18 protein-coding genes are annotated in these 16,066 nt (G+C 69.5%); 6 read left to right on the top strand and 12 right to left on the bottom strand.

The features are described 5' to 3' along the window. From VEB62_RS08545 to VEB62_RS08505, 9 genes are all read right to left on the bottom strand, one after another. Window positions 1-629: LysM peptidoglycan-binding domain-containing protein (locus VEB62_RS08545; protein WP_324798067.1), on the bottom strand; the 629-nt coding region annotated here is incomplete at its 3' end. Between the two features lie 140 nt (window positions 630-769). Next, on the bottom strand, window positions 770-1,414 hold the full coding sequence (locus VEB62_RS08540; protein WP_324798065.1) for a protein-L-isoaspartate(D-aspartate) O-methyltransferase: 645 nt from the start codon (window positions 1,412-1,414) through the stop codon (window positions 770-772). Then, complete coding sequence (surE, locus tag VEB62_RS08535; protein ID WP_324798063.1) at window positions 1,411-2,202, bottom strand: 5'/3'-nucleotidase SurE; 792 nt, start codon at window positions 2,200-2,202, stop codon at window positions 1,411-1,413. The genes VEB62_RS08540 and surE overlap by 4 nt, the downstream gene beginning before the upstream one ends. 7 nt (window positions 2,203-2,209) lie before the next feature. Further along, a complete protein-coding gene (locus VEB62_RS08530; protein ID WP_324798061.1) occupies window positions 2,210-2,578 on the bottom strand; it encodes a hypothetical protein in 369 nt (122 codons plus the stop codon). A 150-nt stretch (window positions 2,579-2,728) separates the two neighbouring features. Further along, a complete protein-coding gene (serS, locus tag VEB62_RS08525) occupies window positions 2,729-4,174 on the bottom strand; it encodes a serine--tRNA ligase (RefSeq protein ID WP_324798058.1) in 1,446 nt (481 codons plus the stop codon). 260 nt (window positions 4,175-4,434) lie between these two features. Further along, window positions 4,435-4,902, bottom strand: a complete 468-nt coding sequence (locus tag VEB62_RS08520) for a DUF411 domain-containing protein (RefSeq protein WP_324798055.1) — start codon at window positions 4,900-4,902, stop codon at window positions 4,435-4,437. A gap of 349 nt (window positions 4,903-5,251) precedes the next feature. Continuing rightward, window positions 5,252-6,031, bottom strand: coding sequence for a thiazole synthase (locus VEB62_RS08515; protein WP_324798053.1), 780 nt, complete (start codon window positions 6,029-6,031; stop codon window positions 5,252-5,254). 49 nt (window positions 6,032-6,080) lie between these two features. Continuing rightward, on the bottom strand, window positions 6,081-7,100 hold the full coding sequence (locus VEB62_RS08510; protein WP_324798050.1) for an SPFH domain-containing protein: 1,020 nt from the start codon (window positions 7,098-7,100) through the stop codon (window positions 6,081-6,083). Between the two features lie 44 nt (window positions 7,101-7,144). Further along, window positions 7,145-7,366, bottom strand: a complete 222-nt coding sequence (locus tag VEB62_RS08505; protein WP_324798047.1) for a hypothetical protein — start codon at window positions 7,364-7,366, stop codon at window positions 7,145-7,147. Between the two features lie 141 nt (window positions 7,367-7,507). Between VEB62_RS08505 and VEB62_RS08500 the strand changes: the two genes are divergently transcribed. Continuing rightward, complete coding sequence (locus VEB62_RS08500) at window positions 7,508-9,061, top strand: MFS transporter (RefSeq protein WP_324798046.1); 1,554 nt, start codon at window positions 7,508-7,510, stop codon at window positions 9,059-9,061. Window positions 9,062-9,068: 7 nt separating this feature from the next. On the opposite strand, the gene thiS is transcribed toward VEB62_RS08500, so the two are convergent. Further along, entirely contained in the window at window positions 9,069-9,266 is a 198-nt protein-coding gene (thiS, locus tag VEB62_RS08495; RefSeq protein ID WP_324798043.1) for a sulfur carrier protein ThiS, read from the bottom strand. A gap of 102 nt (window positions 9,267-9,368) precedes the next feature. Between thiS and aroQ the strand changes: the two genes are divergently transcribed. From aroQ to aat, 4 genes are read left to right on the top strand one after another with little or no spacing between them, the layout of a single operon-like run. Beyond that, complete coding sequence (gene aroQ, locus VEB62_RS08490) at window positions 9,369-9,836, top strand: type II 3-dehydroquinate dehydratase (RefSeq protein WP_324798041.1); 468 nt, start codon at window positions 9,369-9,371, stop codon at window positions 9,834-9,836. 19 nt (window positions 9,837-9,855) lie between these two features. Then, on the top strand, window positions 9,856-10,371 hold the full coding sequence (accB, locus tag VEB62_RS08485) for an acetyl-CoA carboxylase biotin carboxyl carrier protein (RefSeq protein ID WP_324798039.1): 516 nt from the start codon (window positions 9,856-9,858) through the stop codon (window positions 10,369-10,371). Between the two features lie 4 nt (window positions 10,372-10,375). Further along, window positions 10,376-11,728, top strand: a complete 1,353-nt coding sequence (gene accC, locus VEB62_RS08480) for an acetyl-CoA carboxylase biotin carboxylase subunit (protein ID WP_324798036.1) — start codon at window positions 10,376-10,378, stop codon at window positions 11,726-11,728. 5 nt (window positions 11,729-11,733) lie between these two features. Beyond that, a complete protein-coding gene (gene aat, locus VEB62_RS08475) occupies window positions 11,734-12,429 on the top strand; it encodes a leucyl/phenylalanyl-tRNA--protein transferase (RefSeq protein ID WP_324798034.1) in 696 nt (231 codons plus the stop codon). On the opposite strand, the gene VEB62_RS08470 is transcribed toward aat, so the two are convergent. Continuing rightward, window positions 12,396-13,061, bottom strand: coding sequence for a DUF2155 domain-containing protein (locus VEB62_RS08470; RefSeq protein WP_324798031.1), 666 nt, complete (start codon window positions 13,059-13,061; stop codon window positions 12,396-12,398). The two genes, aat and VEB62_RS08470, sit on opposite strands and share 34 nt — an antisense overlap. Then, complete coding sequence (locus VEB62_RS08465; RefSeq protein WP_324798028.1) at window positions 13,058-13,450, bottom strand: NADH:ubiquinone oxidoreductase subunit NDUFA12; 393 nt, start codon at window positions 13,448-13,450, stop codon at window positions 13,058-13,060. Before VEB62_RS08465 ends, VEB62_RS08470 begins: the two co-directional genes overlap by 4 nt. Window positions 13,451-13,649: 199 nt before the next feature. Between VEB62_RS08465 and VEB62_RS08460 the strand changes: the two genes are divergently transcribed. Continuing rightward, on the top strand, window positions 13,650-16,052 hold the full coding sequence (locus VEB62_RS08460) for a TSCPD domain-containing protein (RefSeq protein ID WP_324798026.1): 2,403 nt from the start codon (window positions 13,650-13,652) through the stop codon (window positions 16,050-16,052). Window positions 16,053-16,066 lie beyond the last annotated feature (14 nt).

Genomic DNA, 16,066 nt, shown 5'->3' with positions numbered 1-16,066 from the left:
GGCGGCGGCGGAGGCGGCGGCGGCGGCGTCCCGGCGTCGGGCACATAAACGCCGCTCGGCGACGGCCCGGTGGCGTAGGGATCGCCGCCGATATCGACCGCGTTGGCCGGCAGGAGGATGCGCTGGCCCGGCGACACGTCCGCCCTCGGCCCCAGATTGTTCAGGGTGATCAGCGTCTGCACCGGCGTCTGGAAGCGCCGCCCGATGCCCGAGATGGTGTCGCCCGGCTGGATTTCGTAGGCCGCCCCCGCGGTCACCGTCGCCCCGCTCGCCGGCGGCGGCGGGCTGGTGAAGCCCTCGCTGGCCGGTCCGGCCGCGGGCGTCGGGGTGTACGGGCCGGAGGCGTAGGGCGAGGTCCCGACCGGCATGTCCAGCGCCCCGCCCTCGATCTCCCCGACCGGCGCGGTCGCCGGCGGCGGCGCCTCGGTGGCGGGGTTGGTCGCGCCCCGCACCCCCTCGCCGCTCGGCGCGGGCGCGGCGGGCGTCGTCGGATAGGTCGGCTGGCGCACCGGCGCGGGCTCGGCGTGGATCGAATAGCGCGGCTCGGCCGGATAGCTGGCGCAGGCCGCCGTCAGGCTCATCGCTCCCAGCACCGCCAGCGCCTTCAGCCCCGCCCTGATCCCGATCATTCGCCCGCTCCTCAGACTCGAACCCGCCCTGCCCGACCAGACCCGGGAAACCGCGCCAAAGTTGGGCGTGAAGGTTAACGAAAAGGGAATGGGGTGTGGGGTGTCGTAGAGTCAAACCCGCAGGGCCACACCCCTCCCCCTCACCCCTCCTTCGCCGTCCCCTCGACCAGCGGCACGAACCGCACCTCGGCCAGGCTCTCCCGCCGGAACGAGCCGTCCTCGAGGCTGACGTAGCGGTGCAGCCGCTGCACCGAGCTGCGCCCCACCGGGCACACCAGGATTCCGCCCGGCTTCAGCTGGTGCAGCAGCTCCGTCGGCTCGCCCGGCGACGCCGCCGTGACCATGATCCGGTCGAACGGCGCCTGCTCCGGCCAGCCCAGCCCGCCGTCGCCGTGCCGGGTGATGACGTTGTCGATCTGCAGTTCGCGCAGCCGCCGCTCGGCCTCGCTCAGCAGGCTGCGGTAGCGCTCGACCGAATAGACGTAACGCGCCAGCCGGCTCAGCACCGCCGCCTGGTAGCCCGACCCCGTGCCGATCTCGAGCACCCGGTGGCGCGGCTGCACGTCCAGCGCCTGGGTCATCAGACCGACGATATAGGGCTGGGAAATGGTCTGGGCGCAGTCGATCGGCAGGGCCTGGTCCTCCCACGCCTGATCGAGGAATTTCTCGTGCACGAACACGGCGCGGTCGACCGACTCCATCGCCTGCAGCACCTTCGGGTCCGTCACCCCCTGTTGCCGCAGTCCGAGGATCAGCCGCCCGGCGCGATCGTCGTTCAGTTTCATGCCGCCGCCACCGTCTTCGGCGGCGCTCCGCCCAGCACGCCCTTCAGGTCGTGCACGCTCGGCATGTGCGTCAGGTCGATATGCAGCGGCGTGACCGAGATCTTGCCCTCGTCCATGGCCCGCAGGTCGGTCCCCGCCGCATGGTCCTGCTTCGCCCCGCGGAAGCTCATCCAGTAGTAGTCGCGGCCCCTCAGGTCGGTCCGTTTCACCGCGTGCATCTCGCCGATGTCGCGGAAGCCCTGCCGCGTCACCTCGACCTCGGTCACCTCTTCCGGCGGCCGGGCCGGGAAGTTCAGGTTCATCACCACGCCCGCCTGCCACGGCCGCTCCAGAAGCCGCGCGATGATCGCCGGCGCATAGGCCTCCGCGGTCTCCCAGTGCGCCGTCACCTCGTCGTGGAAGCGCTCCAGCGACTGGCTCAGGGCGATCGAGCGGATCCCGAACGCCATGCCCTGCAGCGCCCCGGCCACCGTCCCCGAATACGAACAGTCCTCGCCGACGTTATGTCCCCGGTTGACCCCCGACAGCACAAGATCGGGCCGCGCCGGCATCAGGTCGTTGACCGCCAGCACCACGCAGTCGGTCGGCGTCCCGGTCACCGCGAACCGCTTCTCGCCGATGGAGTTGACCCGCAGCGGCTCGGTCAGGGTGATGCCCCGCCCCTTGCCCGACTGCTCGACCTGCGGCGCGCACACCCAGATATCGTCCGACAGGGTCCGGGCGATCCGCTCCAGGCATTCCAGCCCCTCGGCCTCGATCCCGTCGTCGTTGGTCAGGAGAATGCGCATTCGGCTCCTAGCGGATCACGGAAACGGTCTGGGCAAGGATGACATGATCCACGCCGCAGGTGTTGCGGATGGTCGAGCCTTCGTGCTCCAGCCCGACCCCGCCGGCAGGCCAGGCCACGGCCCGTCCGGTGAAGGTCACCTTCTGACCCGACATTTCCGCAGCCGACCGCTGGGCGTCGCGCGGCAGGGCTCCGGACACGCACGGCCGCGCGAACGGCGCCTGCACCTGGGCCTCACGCTCGTACAGCTGGAACTCGCCCTCGGTGAAGCGAACATAGCCGGTGAAGCTCGTCGCCGCCGGATCGAAGGCGGCCGGTTCAGGGATCGAGGCGCAGGCGGTCAGGGCAACGGCTGCAAGGGCAACTACGATCTTCATTTCGAAACTCCCTCTCTTCCGCTCATCCCGGCGAAAGCCGGGACCCAGTTCTCTGGGCGATCCGGTCCATCCAGATCAGGCCCAAGGCTTATCCCACCCACCAGTACGCAGCGACAGCACTGGGTCCCGGCTTTCGCCGGGATGAGCGGATCATTGAGTTCCACCCACATGGGTCACGCCCTCCGGCATGTACCGCTTCAGAACGTCCGGCACGGCGATACGCCCCGCCTCGTCCTGATAGTTCTCCATGATCGCGACCAGGGTGCGGCCGACCGCCAGCCCCGAGCCGTTCAGGGTATGCACGAACTCGGTCTTCTTCTCGCCCGCCCGCTTGAAGCGCGCGTCCATGCGCCGGGCCTGGAAGTCGCCGCAGTTCGAGCACGAGCTGATCTCGCGATAGGTCCCCTGCGACGGCAGCCACACCTCCAGATCGAAGGTCTTCTTCGCCGAAAAGCCCATGTCGCCCTTGCACAGCAGCATCCGGCGATAGGGGAGCCCCAGCTTCTCCAGCACCACCTCGGCGCAGCGCACCATCCGCTCATGCTCGGCCTCGGAGTCCTCCGGCCGCGCGATCGAGACCAGTTCGACCTTGTGGAACTGGTGCTGCCGGATCAGCCCCCGCGTATCCCGCCCCGCCGACCCCGCCTCGGCCCGGAAACACGGCGTCAGCGCCGTCAGCCGCATCGGCTCGGCGAGCTGCTCCTCCGGCAGGATCTGCTCGCGCACGAGATTGGTCAGGGAGACTTCGGCGGTGGGGATGAGGAAATGCCGCCGAGCTACCAAACGCGCTTCTGACGCGGGGACGTGCTCAAACTGGAAGTTGCCCTTCTCATCAACGAAGACGTCTACGCCCTCGCCTCGCTCATAATAGACGCCTGAGTTGGCAGCTGCGCCGATCTCATTTGGAATATGAGTGGAGGTAGCGAAAAACAAATCGTCGCCAAACTTCGGCAGCTGCCCCGTCCCGAACATCGCCTCGTCGCGCACCAGATACGGCGGATTGACCTCCAGATAGCCGTGCTCGGCCGTCTGCACGTCGAGCATGAACTGCCCAACCGCGCGTTCCAGCCGCGCCAGCCCGCCCTTCAGCACCGCGAACCGCGCCCCCGACATCCGCGCCGCCGCCTCGAAGTCCAGCAGCCCCATCGCCTCGCCCAGATCGGCGTGATCCTTGGCCGGGCCTGTCTTGCGCGGCTCGCCCCACGGCGTCCCGACCAGCACGTTCCCCGCCTCGTCCTCGCCGTCCGGCACATCGTCCGCCGCCAGGTTCTTCTGCGCCGCCAGCAGGTCGCGCAGCTCTTTCCCGACCTCCGCCTCGACCTTTTCGGCCGCCGCGATGTCGGTCTTCAGGGCCTCGACCTCGGCCTTCAGTCGGTCGGCCTCGGCCATGTCCTTCTTCGCCATGGCCGCGCCGATCAGCTTCGACGCCGCATTGCGTTTCGCCAGCGCCTCCTGCCCCGTCGTCTGGGCGGTGCGCAGCTCCCGATCCAGCCGCAGCAGGTCCGCCACCAGCCCGTCGGCCTCCTCGACCCCGCGCGACGACCACCCGGCCACAAAGGCGGCGGGATTGTCTCGAATGGCGCGGATGTCGTGCATGGTCGGTCTCGGTTCGGGGAGCGCCTGCTCTAACCCCGGTCGCGGATTCCGCCAACCCGGGACGGGGCTCCCTCTGCTTTCGTCATCCTCCGGCGAGCGCAGCGAGACCGGGGGACCCAGCGGCGCCGAAGGCGATCTGTTCCGGCAGGCTGTCGCGAACAGCGGCGCTCTCGGCAGGTTCGCGCTCACGCGCGCCGCTGGGTCCCCCGGTCTGCGCCGCCTTGCGGCTTGCCGGAGGATGACGAAAGGAGGGGCGCTACTCAGCCCCGCCCATGCCGCGCGAACACCCGCGTCTGCCCGGAGCGGAGCACCAGCAGCGTATCGAACGGCTGTTTCCGCCCGTCCGGCGTCTCCATCCCCGGCGACCCCGGCGGCATCCCCGGCGCCGTCAGTCCCAGCGCGTCGGGCCGCTCCGCCAGCAGGCGGATCACGTCGGCCGCCGGCACATGGCCCTCGACCAGATAGCCGTCGATCACGCCGGTGTGGCACGACGCCAGCGCGTCGGGCAGCCCCCGGCTCTGGCGAAGGGCCCGCAGGTCGGAGGTGATATGCACCGCCGCCGTGAAGCCGGCCTCCCGCATATGGGCGATCCAGCCCTCGCAACAGGCGCAGGTCGGCGACTTGTACACCGCCAGCGCGCGGCTCCCCCGCGCCTGCGCCGCGGCGGTTCCGCCCAGGCCCAGCGCGACCCCCGAGGCGATGAGAAGGCGTCGACTGATATCCGGCATCGTCATTCCGTGAAGCGAACGGCCGGTCACCTTACGATCCCCTTCGCCGTCCGGCCATCCCACGACCGGCGGCCCGTGACGCTGTGCTGGCAATCCCCGGAATTATAGTCGGGTTCGGCGGAAAACCTCCCGAATTTCCAGATACATCGCCTTTTCTCGACCCGATCTTCCCGCCGCAGCGGCCGACCGGTTCACAATGCGCTGTTGTCCCGCTGGTCTTTGACAATCGCATCCTCACCGCACCGCCCGAAGCGCGCCGGGCTCGCTTCAGACGATTCAGACGGTTCAGACGATTCAGACCGTGTTTTTTCGCTCGTTGCCCGGGTGAAATGCCGCCGGCGGCAGGCCCCTAGATCAGCCCCGCCATCGGCGAACTGGCGCTGGCGTACATCCGCCGCGGCATCCGCCCGGCCAGATAGGCCTCCCGCCCGGCGATCACCGCGTGCTTCATCGCCGAGGCCATCAGGATCGGATCCCTGGCCCCGGCGATGGCGGTGTTCATCAGCACCGCGTCGCAGCCCAGCTCCATGGCGATGGTCGCGTCCGAGGCGGTGCCCACCCCCGCGTCGACCAGCACCGGCACCTTCGCCTGTTCGACGATCAGCCGGATGTTGACCCGGTTCTGGATGCCCAGTCCGGACCCGATCGGCGCGGCGGCCGGCATGATGGCGGCGGCCCCCGCCTCCTCCAGCCGCTTCGCCATGACCACGTCGTCGGTACAGTAGACCATGACGTCGAAGCCGTCGGCGACCAGCAGGTCCAGGGCCCGAAGCGTCTCGACCATGTCCGGATACAGGTGCGCCGTGTCCGACAGCACCTCCAGCTTGACCAGGCTCCAGCCGCCCGCCTCACGGGCCAGCCGCAGCGTCCTGACCGCGTCCTCGCCCGTGAAACAGCCGGCGGTGTTGGGCAGGAAGGTGAAGCGGTCCGGCTTGACGTGGTCGACCAGCATGGGCTGCGACGGATCGCTGAGGTTCACCCGGCGCAGGGCCACGGTGACGATCTCCGCCCCCGCGGCCTCGGCTGCCGCCGCGTTCTGGGCGTAGTCGGCGTATTTGCCAGTGCCGACGATCAGCCGGCTGCTGAACGTCCGTCCGGCGACGGTCCAGGTGTCCTGAGGCGTGGTCATGGGCGGGGTTTAGCCCGTCGCCCGCCCGAGTCGAACCCCCTCGCCGACTTTATCCGCCGCCCGCGGTCCGCCGGTCCCGGGCCTCGACCAGGGCCGAGACGTTGATGTCCGATCCCACCACGCAGGTGCTGGAGCTCAGCGGGCAGATGCCCAGCGTCCGCTCGATCTCGCGCAGCCGCACCACCTCGGGGTTCGAGCGGATGGATTCGGCCAGCAGCCGGTTGGCCTCGGCCTGGCCCCGCGCCTGGGCGATGCGCGCCTCGGCGTTGGCCCGCTCCAGATTGACCCGCTCCAGAGCGGCCCGGGTGTTCTGCTCGGCCGTGGTGCGCGACTGGATCGCCGCCAGCACCGTCTCCGGATAGCGGATCGAGCCGACCCACTCCATGCGGATGATCTCCAGCCCCTGCGGCGTCCATTCGCGCTGCAGCGCCTGCATCGCCCGCTGCAGGACGATCTGTCGCCCCGGGCCGATCAGCTGGCCGGGGCAGTCGGCGGCGTCGGGCGTGCCCGACTGCGCCACGGCGCCGGGCGCGATCGGCTGGACGTTGGGCGTCGCCGACTGCTGGGCGTTGCACGCCACCGGCAGCTTCTCGGTCTCCCGCGCGATGGCCGCCCGCACCGAGGTCCGCAGCGGCCCGTCGATGAAGGCGTCGAACTCCTGCCGCCAGGTCGCGTACAGGTCCGCCGCCTTGTCCTCGCGGATCCGGAAGGTCAGGGCGACGTCCGCCGTCATCGGCAGGCCCAGCACGTCCGAGAAGGTGATCTCCTCGTTCTCGCGCCCGTCGCTGTTGGCCTCGCGGGTGTAGCTGTAGGTGCGCTGCAGCGTCTGGTAGGTGCGGATCTTCTCGCCGATGCCTTCCCAGTGGAAGCCGGGGCCGAGCTCCTGACGCTGGACGCCGGGGTTGGGCCCGAATTTGGTGGTCTTGATGCCCATGTAGCCGCTCTCGACCGTGACGCTGCAGGAGCTCACGGAGATCGTCGAGATGAGGATCAGCGCGATGACCAGAACGACCAGGCCGACCGTGCGCCGCACCGATCCCCCGCCGCTGTCGCCGATGGGCAGCCTCATGTTCGGCATTCCCGACCCGAAATTCGACATTCGCTACCGGCCCCTCAACGTTTCAATGACTTCACGGCCCACGCCCACAGCCGCCACCCGCACCAGACCAGGAACAGGATGCCCGCGATGCCGACGATCGACGCCGTGATCAGACTGCCCGCGAAATGGGCTTCCAGGATCGCCGGCACGGCATAGCGGACCAGGAAGATGAAGGCGATCACCAGTCCGGCTATGCCGGCGGCCACGGCCAGGGCGGTCTTGATCTCGCGGTCCATCGGCGCCCCCCTTCGATGTCATCTAGAGCGTACTCGCCGCACGGGCGCAAAGGATATTCCATCACGCCGGCTCGTCCCCTCGACGACTGCGCGGGCGCGCGATAGGTACCGCTATCCGGCCCGTCCGGACGGGGGACCATCTTGACCATCTCGAAGATCTTCGGCGATCGCCGCCACGCGTGGGCCTTCTGGCTCGGTTGCCTCGTCGTGACCGCCGGCGTGGCCCTGCATCTGCCCATGTACTGGATGGGCCGTGACATGGGTTTCCGCCTCGTCGGCATGCCGATGGACGCCGGGATGATGTGGGGCATGGCCCTGATCCTCGTCGGCCTCGTCCTCGCCGCCTTCGGCCTGCTGCCGGCGCACAACGGGGACGACACGCCGCTCGAGGTGCTGGCCCCGCCCGAGGACGCGCCGCTGACCAGCGCCCACTGGGCCATGTGCGCGCTGCTCTCCGTCGCCCTGATCGTGGACATCATGAAGCCGGCCAGCCTCGGCTTCGTGCTGCCGGGCATGCGCGCTGAATACGGGGTGTCCGGCGCCGTCGTCGCCCTGTTCCCGTTCGCGGCCCTGAGCGGCACCGTGGTCGGCTCGTTCGTCTGGGGCTGGCTCGCCGACATCTACGGCCGCCGCGCCTCGATCCTGCTGTCGTCGGTGATGTTCGTCGGCACATCGATCTGCGGCGCCATGCCCGAGTTCTGGTGGAATGTCGGCATGTGCTTCCTGATGGGGGCGGCGGCTGGCGGCATGCTGCCCGTGGCCTACGCCCTGCTGGCCGAGATCATGCCGACCCGGCACCGCGGCTGGGCGCTGGTCCTGGTCGGCGGCATCGGCGCCGTCGGCGGCTATTTCGCCGCCAGCGCCCTGTCCGCCTGGCTGCAGCCCTTCTGGAGCTGGCGGATCATGTGGTTCCTGAACATGCCGACGGGCCTGCTGCTGATCGCCCTCAGCCCCCTGCTGCCGGAATCGGCGCGGTTCCTCCAGCACGTGGGACGCGGCGAAGAGGCCCGCGCCATGATGGCCCGCTTCGGAGCCCGTGTGCAGACCGTCATGACCCCGCCCGTGGCCGAAAGCCACTCGCACCTCCCCCCGGTCGACCGCCGCCATCTGGCCATCACACTCGCCCTGACCCTCGCCGCCCTGTCTTGGGGCCTGGTCAATTTCGGCGTCCTGCTGTGGTTGCCCAGCGCCCTGGTCGCCGAGGGCCGCAGCGTCGAGGCCGCCTCGGCCCTGATCGCCAAATCGACCCTGATCGCCGCCCCGACCATCCTGCTGTCCGTCTGGCTCTACAGCGCCTGGAGCACGCGCGGCGCGCTGGCCCTGATGCTGGGCGTCACGGCGACGGGCCTGTTCGGCCTGCTGTTCCGCAGCATGGGCGTGGAGGTTCTCGCCAACCCGATGATTCCGCTGGCCCTGCTGATCGTCGGTTCCAGCGGCGTGATCGCGATCATTCTGCCTTACACGGCCGAGAACTATCCGTTGCGCATTCGCGGCCGCGCCACCGGCTGGATCGCCGGCTGCAGCAAGCTGGGCGGCCTCGCGGCGCAGGGTTTGAGCGTGCTGGCGATCGCGCCTCCGCTGGGAGCCGCGGCAGCCGCCGTCGGCGCCCTGACGGTCGCCGCTCTCGGCCTCATCGCGGTGCTCGGCCGTGAAACCCGTGGCCGCGACCTCCGCGATCTGGAGGATCCGCGCTGACGACGCGTCAGCCGCCACCGACGAACTGGACCACCTCGATCCGGTCCCCGTCCGCGATCGCCGTGGCGCCGTGCAGGGACCTTGGTACAATCTCCAGATTGCGCTCGACCGCCACCTTGCGCACATCCAGCCCCAGTTCCTCGACCAGGGCCAGAACGGTGGCGGCGACAACCTCCCGGGGTTCGCCATTGACCTGAATACGCATGACGCTACGTCAATCTCTTGCGGCGGACGGTTTGATTACCGCGACGCCTCAGCTAAAAGGCCGCTCCGAATCCGCGCGGCCGGATGTCATAACCTCGAGCGAATGCCCGACACCCCCGTCCTCTACGTCCTGAACGGCCCGAACCTCAACCTGCTTGGGGTGCGCGAGCCCGACATCTATGGGCGCGAGACACTCGACGACATACGGGTGCTGTGCGAGCGGGCCGCCGACGGCGCCGCCGTGGTTTTCCGCCAGACCAACCACGAGGGCGAACTGATCGACTGGATCCACGAGGCTCGCGGGAAGGCCTCGGCGGTCGTCATCAACCCCGCGGGCTACGGCCACACCTCTGTGGCCCTGCTGGACGCTTTGAAGACCCTGGGCATTCCGGTCGTTGAATGTCATCTGTCCAACCCGGCGGCGCGCGAACGCTTCCGCCACCGCTCCTATGTTTCGCCGGTCGCCGCCGGCGTGGTTTCGGGCTTCGGCCCGTTCAGCTACGAACTGGCCGTCAAGGCCGCTCTCCGGCTGGCGCAGGAACAGCGCGCCGCTGCCGGCCGTTCGGTTTAGAAGGTAACAAGAGGCTCCCATGGCCGATCCCAAGACGTCCGCGCCCAAGCTCAAGAACGACGAGATCGACACCGCCCTGGTGCGCTCGCTCGCCGATATCCTGAACGACACCGACCTGACCGAGATCGAGGTCGAGCGCGGCGATCTGAAGATCCGCGTCGCCCGCGAAGTGACCATGGCCGCGCCGGTGCAGTACGCGCCCGCGCCCGCCACCGGCCCCGCCGCTGCAGCGGCCGCTCCCGCCGCCGCGGCCCAGGCCTCAATGCCCTCCGACCCCGCCACCATTGTCGCCCGCTCGGGCGAAGAGGTGAAATCACCGATGGTCGGCACGGCTTATCTGCAGGCCTCGCCCGAAGCGCCGCCGTTCATCGCGCCGGGCGACACGGTCAAGAAGGGCCAGACCCTGCTGATTGTCGAGGCCATGAAGACCATGAACCCGATCCAGGCCCCGCGCGATGGCGTCGTGAAGGAAGTCCTGGTCGGCGACGCCCAGCCGGTCGAGTTCGGCGAGCCCCTCGTCCTGCTCGAGGCGTAAGCCCATGTTCACCAAGGTCCTGATCGCCAACCGCGGCGAAATCGCCCTGCGGATTCACCGCGCCTGCAAGGAGATGGGCATCTCCACCGTCGCCGTGCATTCGGAAGCGGATCGCGGCGCCATGTGGGTCCGGCTGGCCGACGAAAGCGTCTGCATAGGGCCGGCCCCGGCGGCCAAATCCTATCTGAACATCCCCTCGATCATCGCGGCGGCCGAGATCACCGGCGCCCAGGCGATCCATCCCGGCTACGGCTTCCTGTCCGAGAACGCCCGCTTCGCCGAGATTGTCGAGGCCCACGGCATGACCTTCATCGGGCCCAAGCCCGAGCACATCCGCATCATGGGCGACAAGATCACCGCCAAGCAGACGGTGCTTGAGGCCGGCATCCCTTGCGTGCCCGGTTCGGACGGCGAGGTCGAGACGGTCGAAGCGGCCATAGAAGCGTCCAGGACCATTGGCTTCCCCCTGATCGTCAAGGCGGCCGCCGGCGGCGGCGGGCGCGGCATGAAGGTGGCCCTGACAGCCGACGATCTGGTCGAGGCGGTGCAAACGGCCCAGTCGGAGGCCGCCGCCGCCTTCGGCAACGGCGCCGTCTACATGGAACGCTACCTCCAGAAACCGCGTCACATCGAACTTCAGGTCATCGCCGACAGCCACGGCAACGTCGTTCACCTCGGCGAGCGTGACTGTTCGCTGCAGCGCCGCCACCAGAAGGTCATGGAAGAGGCCCCCTCGCCGGCCCTCTCGGCGGTCGAGCGCGCCCAGATCGGCCGCACCGTCAACGAGGCCATCGGCAAGATCGGCTACCTCGGCGTCGGCACGATCGAATTCCTCTGGGAAGACGGCGAGTTCTTCTTCATCGAGATGAATACCCGGCTGCAAGTCGAGCATCCGGTTACGGAAATGATCACGGGCGTCGATCTGGTGCGTGAGCAGATCCGCATCGCCGCCGGCCTGCCGCTGTCGTTCACGCAGGAGGATGTGCATTTCGAGGGCCACGCCATCGAGTGCCGCATCAACGCCGAGAACGCGGAGACCTTCACGCCGTCGCCCGGCACCATCACCGATTTCCACGCTCCGGGCGGGCTGGGCGTGCGGCTGGATAGCGCCATCTACACGGGCTATTCGATCCCGCCCTACTATGACAGCCTGATCGGCAAGCTGATCGTGCACGGCCGCGACCGCGAGGAATGCATCGCGCGCCTGAAGCGCTCGCTGGGCGAGATGGTCGTGGGCGGCATCGACACCACCATCCCCCTGTTCCAGAAGCTGCTGCAGGAGCCCGACATCCTGTCCGGCGACTACGACATCCACTGGCTGGAGCAGTGGGCGAAACGCCAGAAGGGCGACGCCTAGATCCGGTGGATGAGCCCGGTTTCAGCGCCAGCGGCCCGTTCGGCGGTTTCGGCCCCGACGAACTTCTGAACTGCTACGCCACCGGCGTCTTTCCAATGGGCGAGGCCCGCGACGATCCCCGCGTCTTCCTCGTGGAGCCCGAGCAGCGCGGGGTGATCCCGCTCGACGGGTTCCGTATCCCGAGCCGACTCAAGCGCACCGTGCGGACCGGGGCGATAGAAGTCCGGGTCGATACCGCCTTCGCCGCCGTGCTCGATGCCTGCGCCGCACCTGCTCCGGGCCGCGAAGACAGCTGGATCAATGGACCGATCCGCCGCCTCTACGCCGAACTGCACGCCCGCGGCCACGCCCATTCGGTGGAATGCTGGTTGGACGAGCGCCTCGTCGGAGGCCTGTACGGCGTAACCTTGGGCGGAGCCTTCTTCGGCGAAAGCATGTTCAGCCGCGAGCGCGACGCGTCCAAGGTGGCGCTGGTGCACCTTGTGGCGCGGCTGAAGCGCGGCGGATGGCGGCTGCTGGACGCCCAATTCATGACCCCGCATCTGAGCCAGTTCGGGGCCATGGAAATGCCGCAGGCGGCCTACCTCGGACTGTTGAAAGCCGCGCGCGCCGTTCGCCCCGACCTCCGGGCTCTGCTGGAGCCGATGAGCGGTACGGAGGCCGTCCTCTACGCCTTGCAGTCCACCACCCAGGCGTCGTAGATCGGGTGCTGCAGACCGTTGACGGCCGGCGCCGAGGCGAACATCCAGCCGCGGAATATCTGCCGCGGTTCCGACGCCTGCAGGACGCCGCGAGGCTGGAGACTGATTTCCAGATAGGCGATCGAATCCTCGACCAGCTCGTCCGGCGCGGAAACTTCGCAAGCCCGCGCTGTGAAGATCAGCGTCTTCTGGAAGCGCACCGGGCGACCGCCGACCTCGACCTCGAACCGCATCCTCTCGGCCGTGACCTTGTCGACGGCCTCCACGACAGCGACGCGACGGCGCTGGCGGCGTCCGGGCACGGCCGCCGGTTGGGTCGGAACCTCGACGCGCTCCTCTTCCGCGTCGTCGGCGTCCTCCGCCTCGCCCTCGTCCTCAGGCGCTTCTCCCGCAACCACAATCACCGGAGCCGGCGGCGTGATCGCAACGGGAGCGGCGGGTGCGGGCGCGGCCTCCGGGGCCGGCTCCTGAGGCACCGGTGGAGTCGGCTGGCGGTTCAGGTCGGCGGTGGGATTCTGCGGCGCCGGCTGGGCATCCTGAGGCACGTCGTTCAGCGCCGACGCAACGACGGCGCCGGACGTCAGCAGCGCCAGCGCGGTCGCGCCAGCCAGGATCGCCCACCTGCGGTTCATTCGGGACGCCATGCCTCATAGTCGCCGGTGGCGGCCGGACGCCGGCCCTCGGCGGCGAGTGATCCCTGCGGCCGCCAGGCCATGGGCGTACCGGTCAGGTTGGGAAGGTGGTCCTTCTCCCACGACCGGCGCGGCAAGGGATGCTCGGTTGGGAGTTCGTCAAACGTGTAGTGCAGCCAGCCGTGCCAGTCCGGCGGGACTTTCGACGCATCGGCATAGCCGTTGTAGACCACCCAGCGGCGACGGCGACCGTCATAGCTGGTGGTGTCGCGCGACCGGTAATAGCGGTTGCCGAATTCGTCCGTGCCGACGAGCTCGCCACGCTTGGCGATCGTGAACAGCGTGCCGATGGTCGCGCCGCTGGTCCAGCCGAAGATCTTGCCTAGCACGTCGGGAATCCACTCTTTCGGGTCGCGCGGAAGGCTGGCGACATCGACGCGATCATAGAAACCTCGGCGCGGTCCGTCCAGCGCGGCGCGGCGTCGCTCCGACTCAACATCTTGGGGGTAACCCGGCCTGCGGACGCCAGATTTATTGCGAAAGTCGCAATGCCGGTTAGCATCGGCCCAGCTCCGCCGAGATCGTCGCATGCGCCCGCCGTTCCGCTTCGCCCTGCTTGCCGCCCTCGCCCGCCGTCCCCGGCGGGAGATCGAGCGTCCGGACCGCCTCACGATGGTGCGCGCGCCCGAGAACTGGCCCGACGCCCAGGTCGAAGCGTGGCTGGACTGGGCCGACGCGCAGGCTTTTGATCTCGATGGCGATGACCCGCTGGCCGACGCAGCCACAGGGTTCGCCGAACGGCTGGGGCTGACCGGCCCGGCGGCCAACGAACTCGCGGCGACCCTGTTGCTCGGCCTTGCCACGCCGGCCGCCGCGGTAGCCGCCCTGCCCCGGCGCCTGGATCTCTCCGAGCCCGACGCCGGGAGGCGGCTCGGGGCCGAAATGGCCCGCCGGCGCGCCGCCAGGCTGGCGGCGACCGCCGTCGAAGCGGCCGCGACCTCGCTCCATGCGGTCGGCGACGCCGTCCGCCGCTGTGAGGGACCGTCCGGCGATTGCGCAGACCCGGCCCGAAACCCGGCCCTGGCTCGTGCCGCCCTCGCCGCGCGCCGGGCCGGCGCGACGGACGCCGACATCCTCCGCGCCATTTCCGGCGAGCCGTTCGAGGTCGGACCGCTCGCCATACCGGCCTTCACGCCGATGGTCGGTGTCGCCAGCCGCGATCTGATCGCTTCGGGTGCGCCGGTCGCCCTGATCGCCGCCGAGGCGGCGATGGACGGGGACCTGATCCTGACCTTCGACGCCGAGGTCGCCGACGCCCTCGCCGAGACCTCGGCCGGACCGGCCGTTTTGCTGTCCCTGCCCACGCTGCACGCCCTCGCGGACGAGCAGTTCGGGGCGGCGCTCTCCGCCCTCGTCGAACTGTGGTCGCAGGCATACGCCGACGCCGCACCCGCCTTCGGCCTCGGCGGTCTGGCCGATGTGGCGCTGGGCGGCGACCTTGACGAGGCGGCGGCGCTTGCCGCCGATCTGGCCGGCCTCGTGACGGCCCATGGAGCTCCCTCCGGTCTCTTCGTTGACGACCCCGAAGCGAACCTGCGCCTGGGCCTGACGCCCCTGGCGGCGGCCGATGTGTTCGAGACCCGCGACGGTGACGTGAGGCGGCGCCTGAGGCCTTCGCTGGCCGCGGCGATCGCGAGAGCCGGCGGCGACGTCGAATCCGCCGAACGCCACCTGCTGGGACGGCGGACCCTGGCCGGGGCGCCGGGCATCGATCATGCGGCTCTTCGCACGCGCGGCCTGACCGACCTGGAACTGGAGGCGGTCGAAATCGCGCTCGCCCAGGTGCAGCGCCTGGAGGACGCCTTCCGCGTGCCCGTCCTGGATGCGGGTTTCCTGCGGGATGTACTCGGCGTCGAAAACAGCGACGAGGGCGACCTGCTGATTCGCCTCGGCTTCACCCCGGAGGCCGTGGCCGAAGCCCAGACCTGGGCCTTCGGACATCCCGACCTGTCGGCCTGGCCGGAGGCTCCGGAAAAGCTGCGGCCGGTGCTGGCGGATCCCGCTGTTCTTGAAGCGCGGCTCCGCGGAATTCTCGAACACCGCAGTGTCGCCCCGGACATCACGCCGTTGCCCCTTGATTGGCGCGCCACGCCCGCGGAGGCCGTCCGGCTGCTCGGTGGCGCGGCGCGCGCCGGATCACGGGCCGTGCGGCTGATGCGCGGACCCGCGCCAGCGGGCCGGTTGCTGGACCTGCCCGAAGCCGACGGTCCGCGCGAGCGCCGCCGGGAGCCCGAAAACCGGGCCGTGGAACGCGTCGTGGAAAAGGTCATCGAGCGCGACCGCACCCGCCGCAAGCTGCCGGATCGCCGCAAGGGCTACATCCAGAAGGCCGCGGTCGGCGGTCACAAGGTCTACATCCACACCGGCGAGTACGACGACGGCGAACTGGGCGAGATTTTCATCGACATGCACAAGGAAGGCGCCGCCTTCCGCTCGTTGATGAACAATTTCGCCATCGCGATCTCGATCGGACTGCAATACGGCGTGCCGCTGGACGAGTTCGTCGACGCCTTCGTCTTCACCCGGTTCGAGCCGGCGGGACGGGTCACCGGCAACGATTCGATCCGTTCGGCGACCTCGATCCTCGACTACATCTTCCGCGAGCTGGGCGTGTCGTATCTGGACCGGCATGAACTCGCCAACGCCGATCCGGAGGGGCTGAACGCCGACGGGCTGGGCGGGGGAGCCGGCGACGACAGCGCGCCCGAAACCGTGCCGGCGGCGCGATTCATCTCCAAGGGATTCGCCCGGGGCGCGGCTCCGGACAATCTGGTCGTCCTGCCATTCGGGCAGAGGCGCGAGCCCCCGGCGGCGGCGACCTCCACCACCGAGGCAACGGCCTGCCCCGCCTGCGGCGACTTCACGCTCCAGCTGCGCGGCGCGGGCTGGATTTGCGACACCTGCGGCGCCGCGCCCTCCATGCAGGGATAATCAACCATTGCCTC

This window comes from Brevundimonas sp. (assembly GCF_035626975.1).
GTDB lineage: Bacteria > Pseudomonadota > Alphaproteobacteria > Caulobacterales > Caulobacteraceae > Brevundimonas.
This window is presented reverse-complemented; position numbering and strand designations above follow the sequence as displayed.

Bases quoted from the DNA above. Each gene is read 5' to 3' on its own strand.
- thiS (WP_324798043.1), bottom strand. From the start codon at position 9,266: ATGCGTATTCAGGTCAATGGCGAACCCCGGGAGGTTGTCGCCGCCACC.
- VEB62_RS08530 (WP_324798061.1), bottom strand. From the start codon at position 2,578: ATGAAGATCGTAGTTGCCCTTGCAGCCGTTGCCCTGACCGCCTGCGCC.
- VEB62_RS08520 (WP_324798055.1), bottom strand. From the start codon at position 4,902: ATGCCGGATATCAGTCGACGCCTTCTCATCGCCTCGGGGGTCGCGCTG.
- VEB62_RS08460 (WP_324798026.1), top strand. From the start codon at position 13,650: ATGCGCCCGCCGTTCCGCTTCGCCCTGCTTGCCGCCCTCGCCCGCCGT.
- VEB62_RS08515 (WP_324798053.1), bottom strand. From the start codon at position 6,031: ATGACCACGCCTCAGGACACCTGGACCGTCGCCGGACGGACGTTCAGC.
- aroQ (WP_324798041.1), top strand. From the start codon at position 9,369: ATGCCCGACACCCCCGTCCTCTACGTCCTGAACGGCCCGAACCTCAAC.
- VEB62_RS08505 (WP_324798047.1), bottom strand. From the start codon at position 7,366: ATGGACCGCGAGATCAAGACCGCCCTGGCCGTGGCCGCCGGCATAGCC.
- VEB62_RS08540 (WP_324798065.1), bottom strand. From the start codon at position 1,414: ATGAAACTGAACGACGATCGCGCCGGGCGGCTGATCCTCGGACTGCGG.
- surE (WP_324798063.1), bottom strand. From the start codon at position 2,202: ATGCGCATTCTCCTGACCAACGACGACGGGATCGAGGCCGAGGGGCTG.
- accC (WP_324798036.1), top strand. From the start codon at position 10,376: ATGTTCACCAAGGTCCTGATCGCCAACCGCGGCGAAATCGCCCTGCGG.
- VEB62_RS08470 (WP_324798031.1), bottom strand. From the start codon at position 13,061: ATGAACCGCAGGTGGGCGATCCTGGCTGGCGCGACCGCGCTGGCGCTG.
- accB (WP_324798039.1), top strand. From the start codon at position 9,856: ATGGCCGATCCCAAGACGTCCGCGCCCAAGCTCAAGAACGACGAGATC.
- VEB62_RS08510 (WP_324798050.1), bottom strand. From the start codon at position 7,100: ATGAGGCTGCCCATCGGCGACAGCGGCGGGGGATCGGTGCGGCGCACG.
- serS (WP_324798058.1), bottom strand. From the start codon at position 4,174: ATGCACGACATCCGCGCCATTCGAGACAATCCCGCCGCCTTTGTGGCC.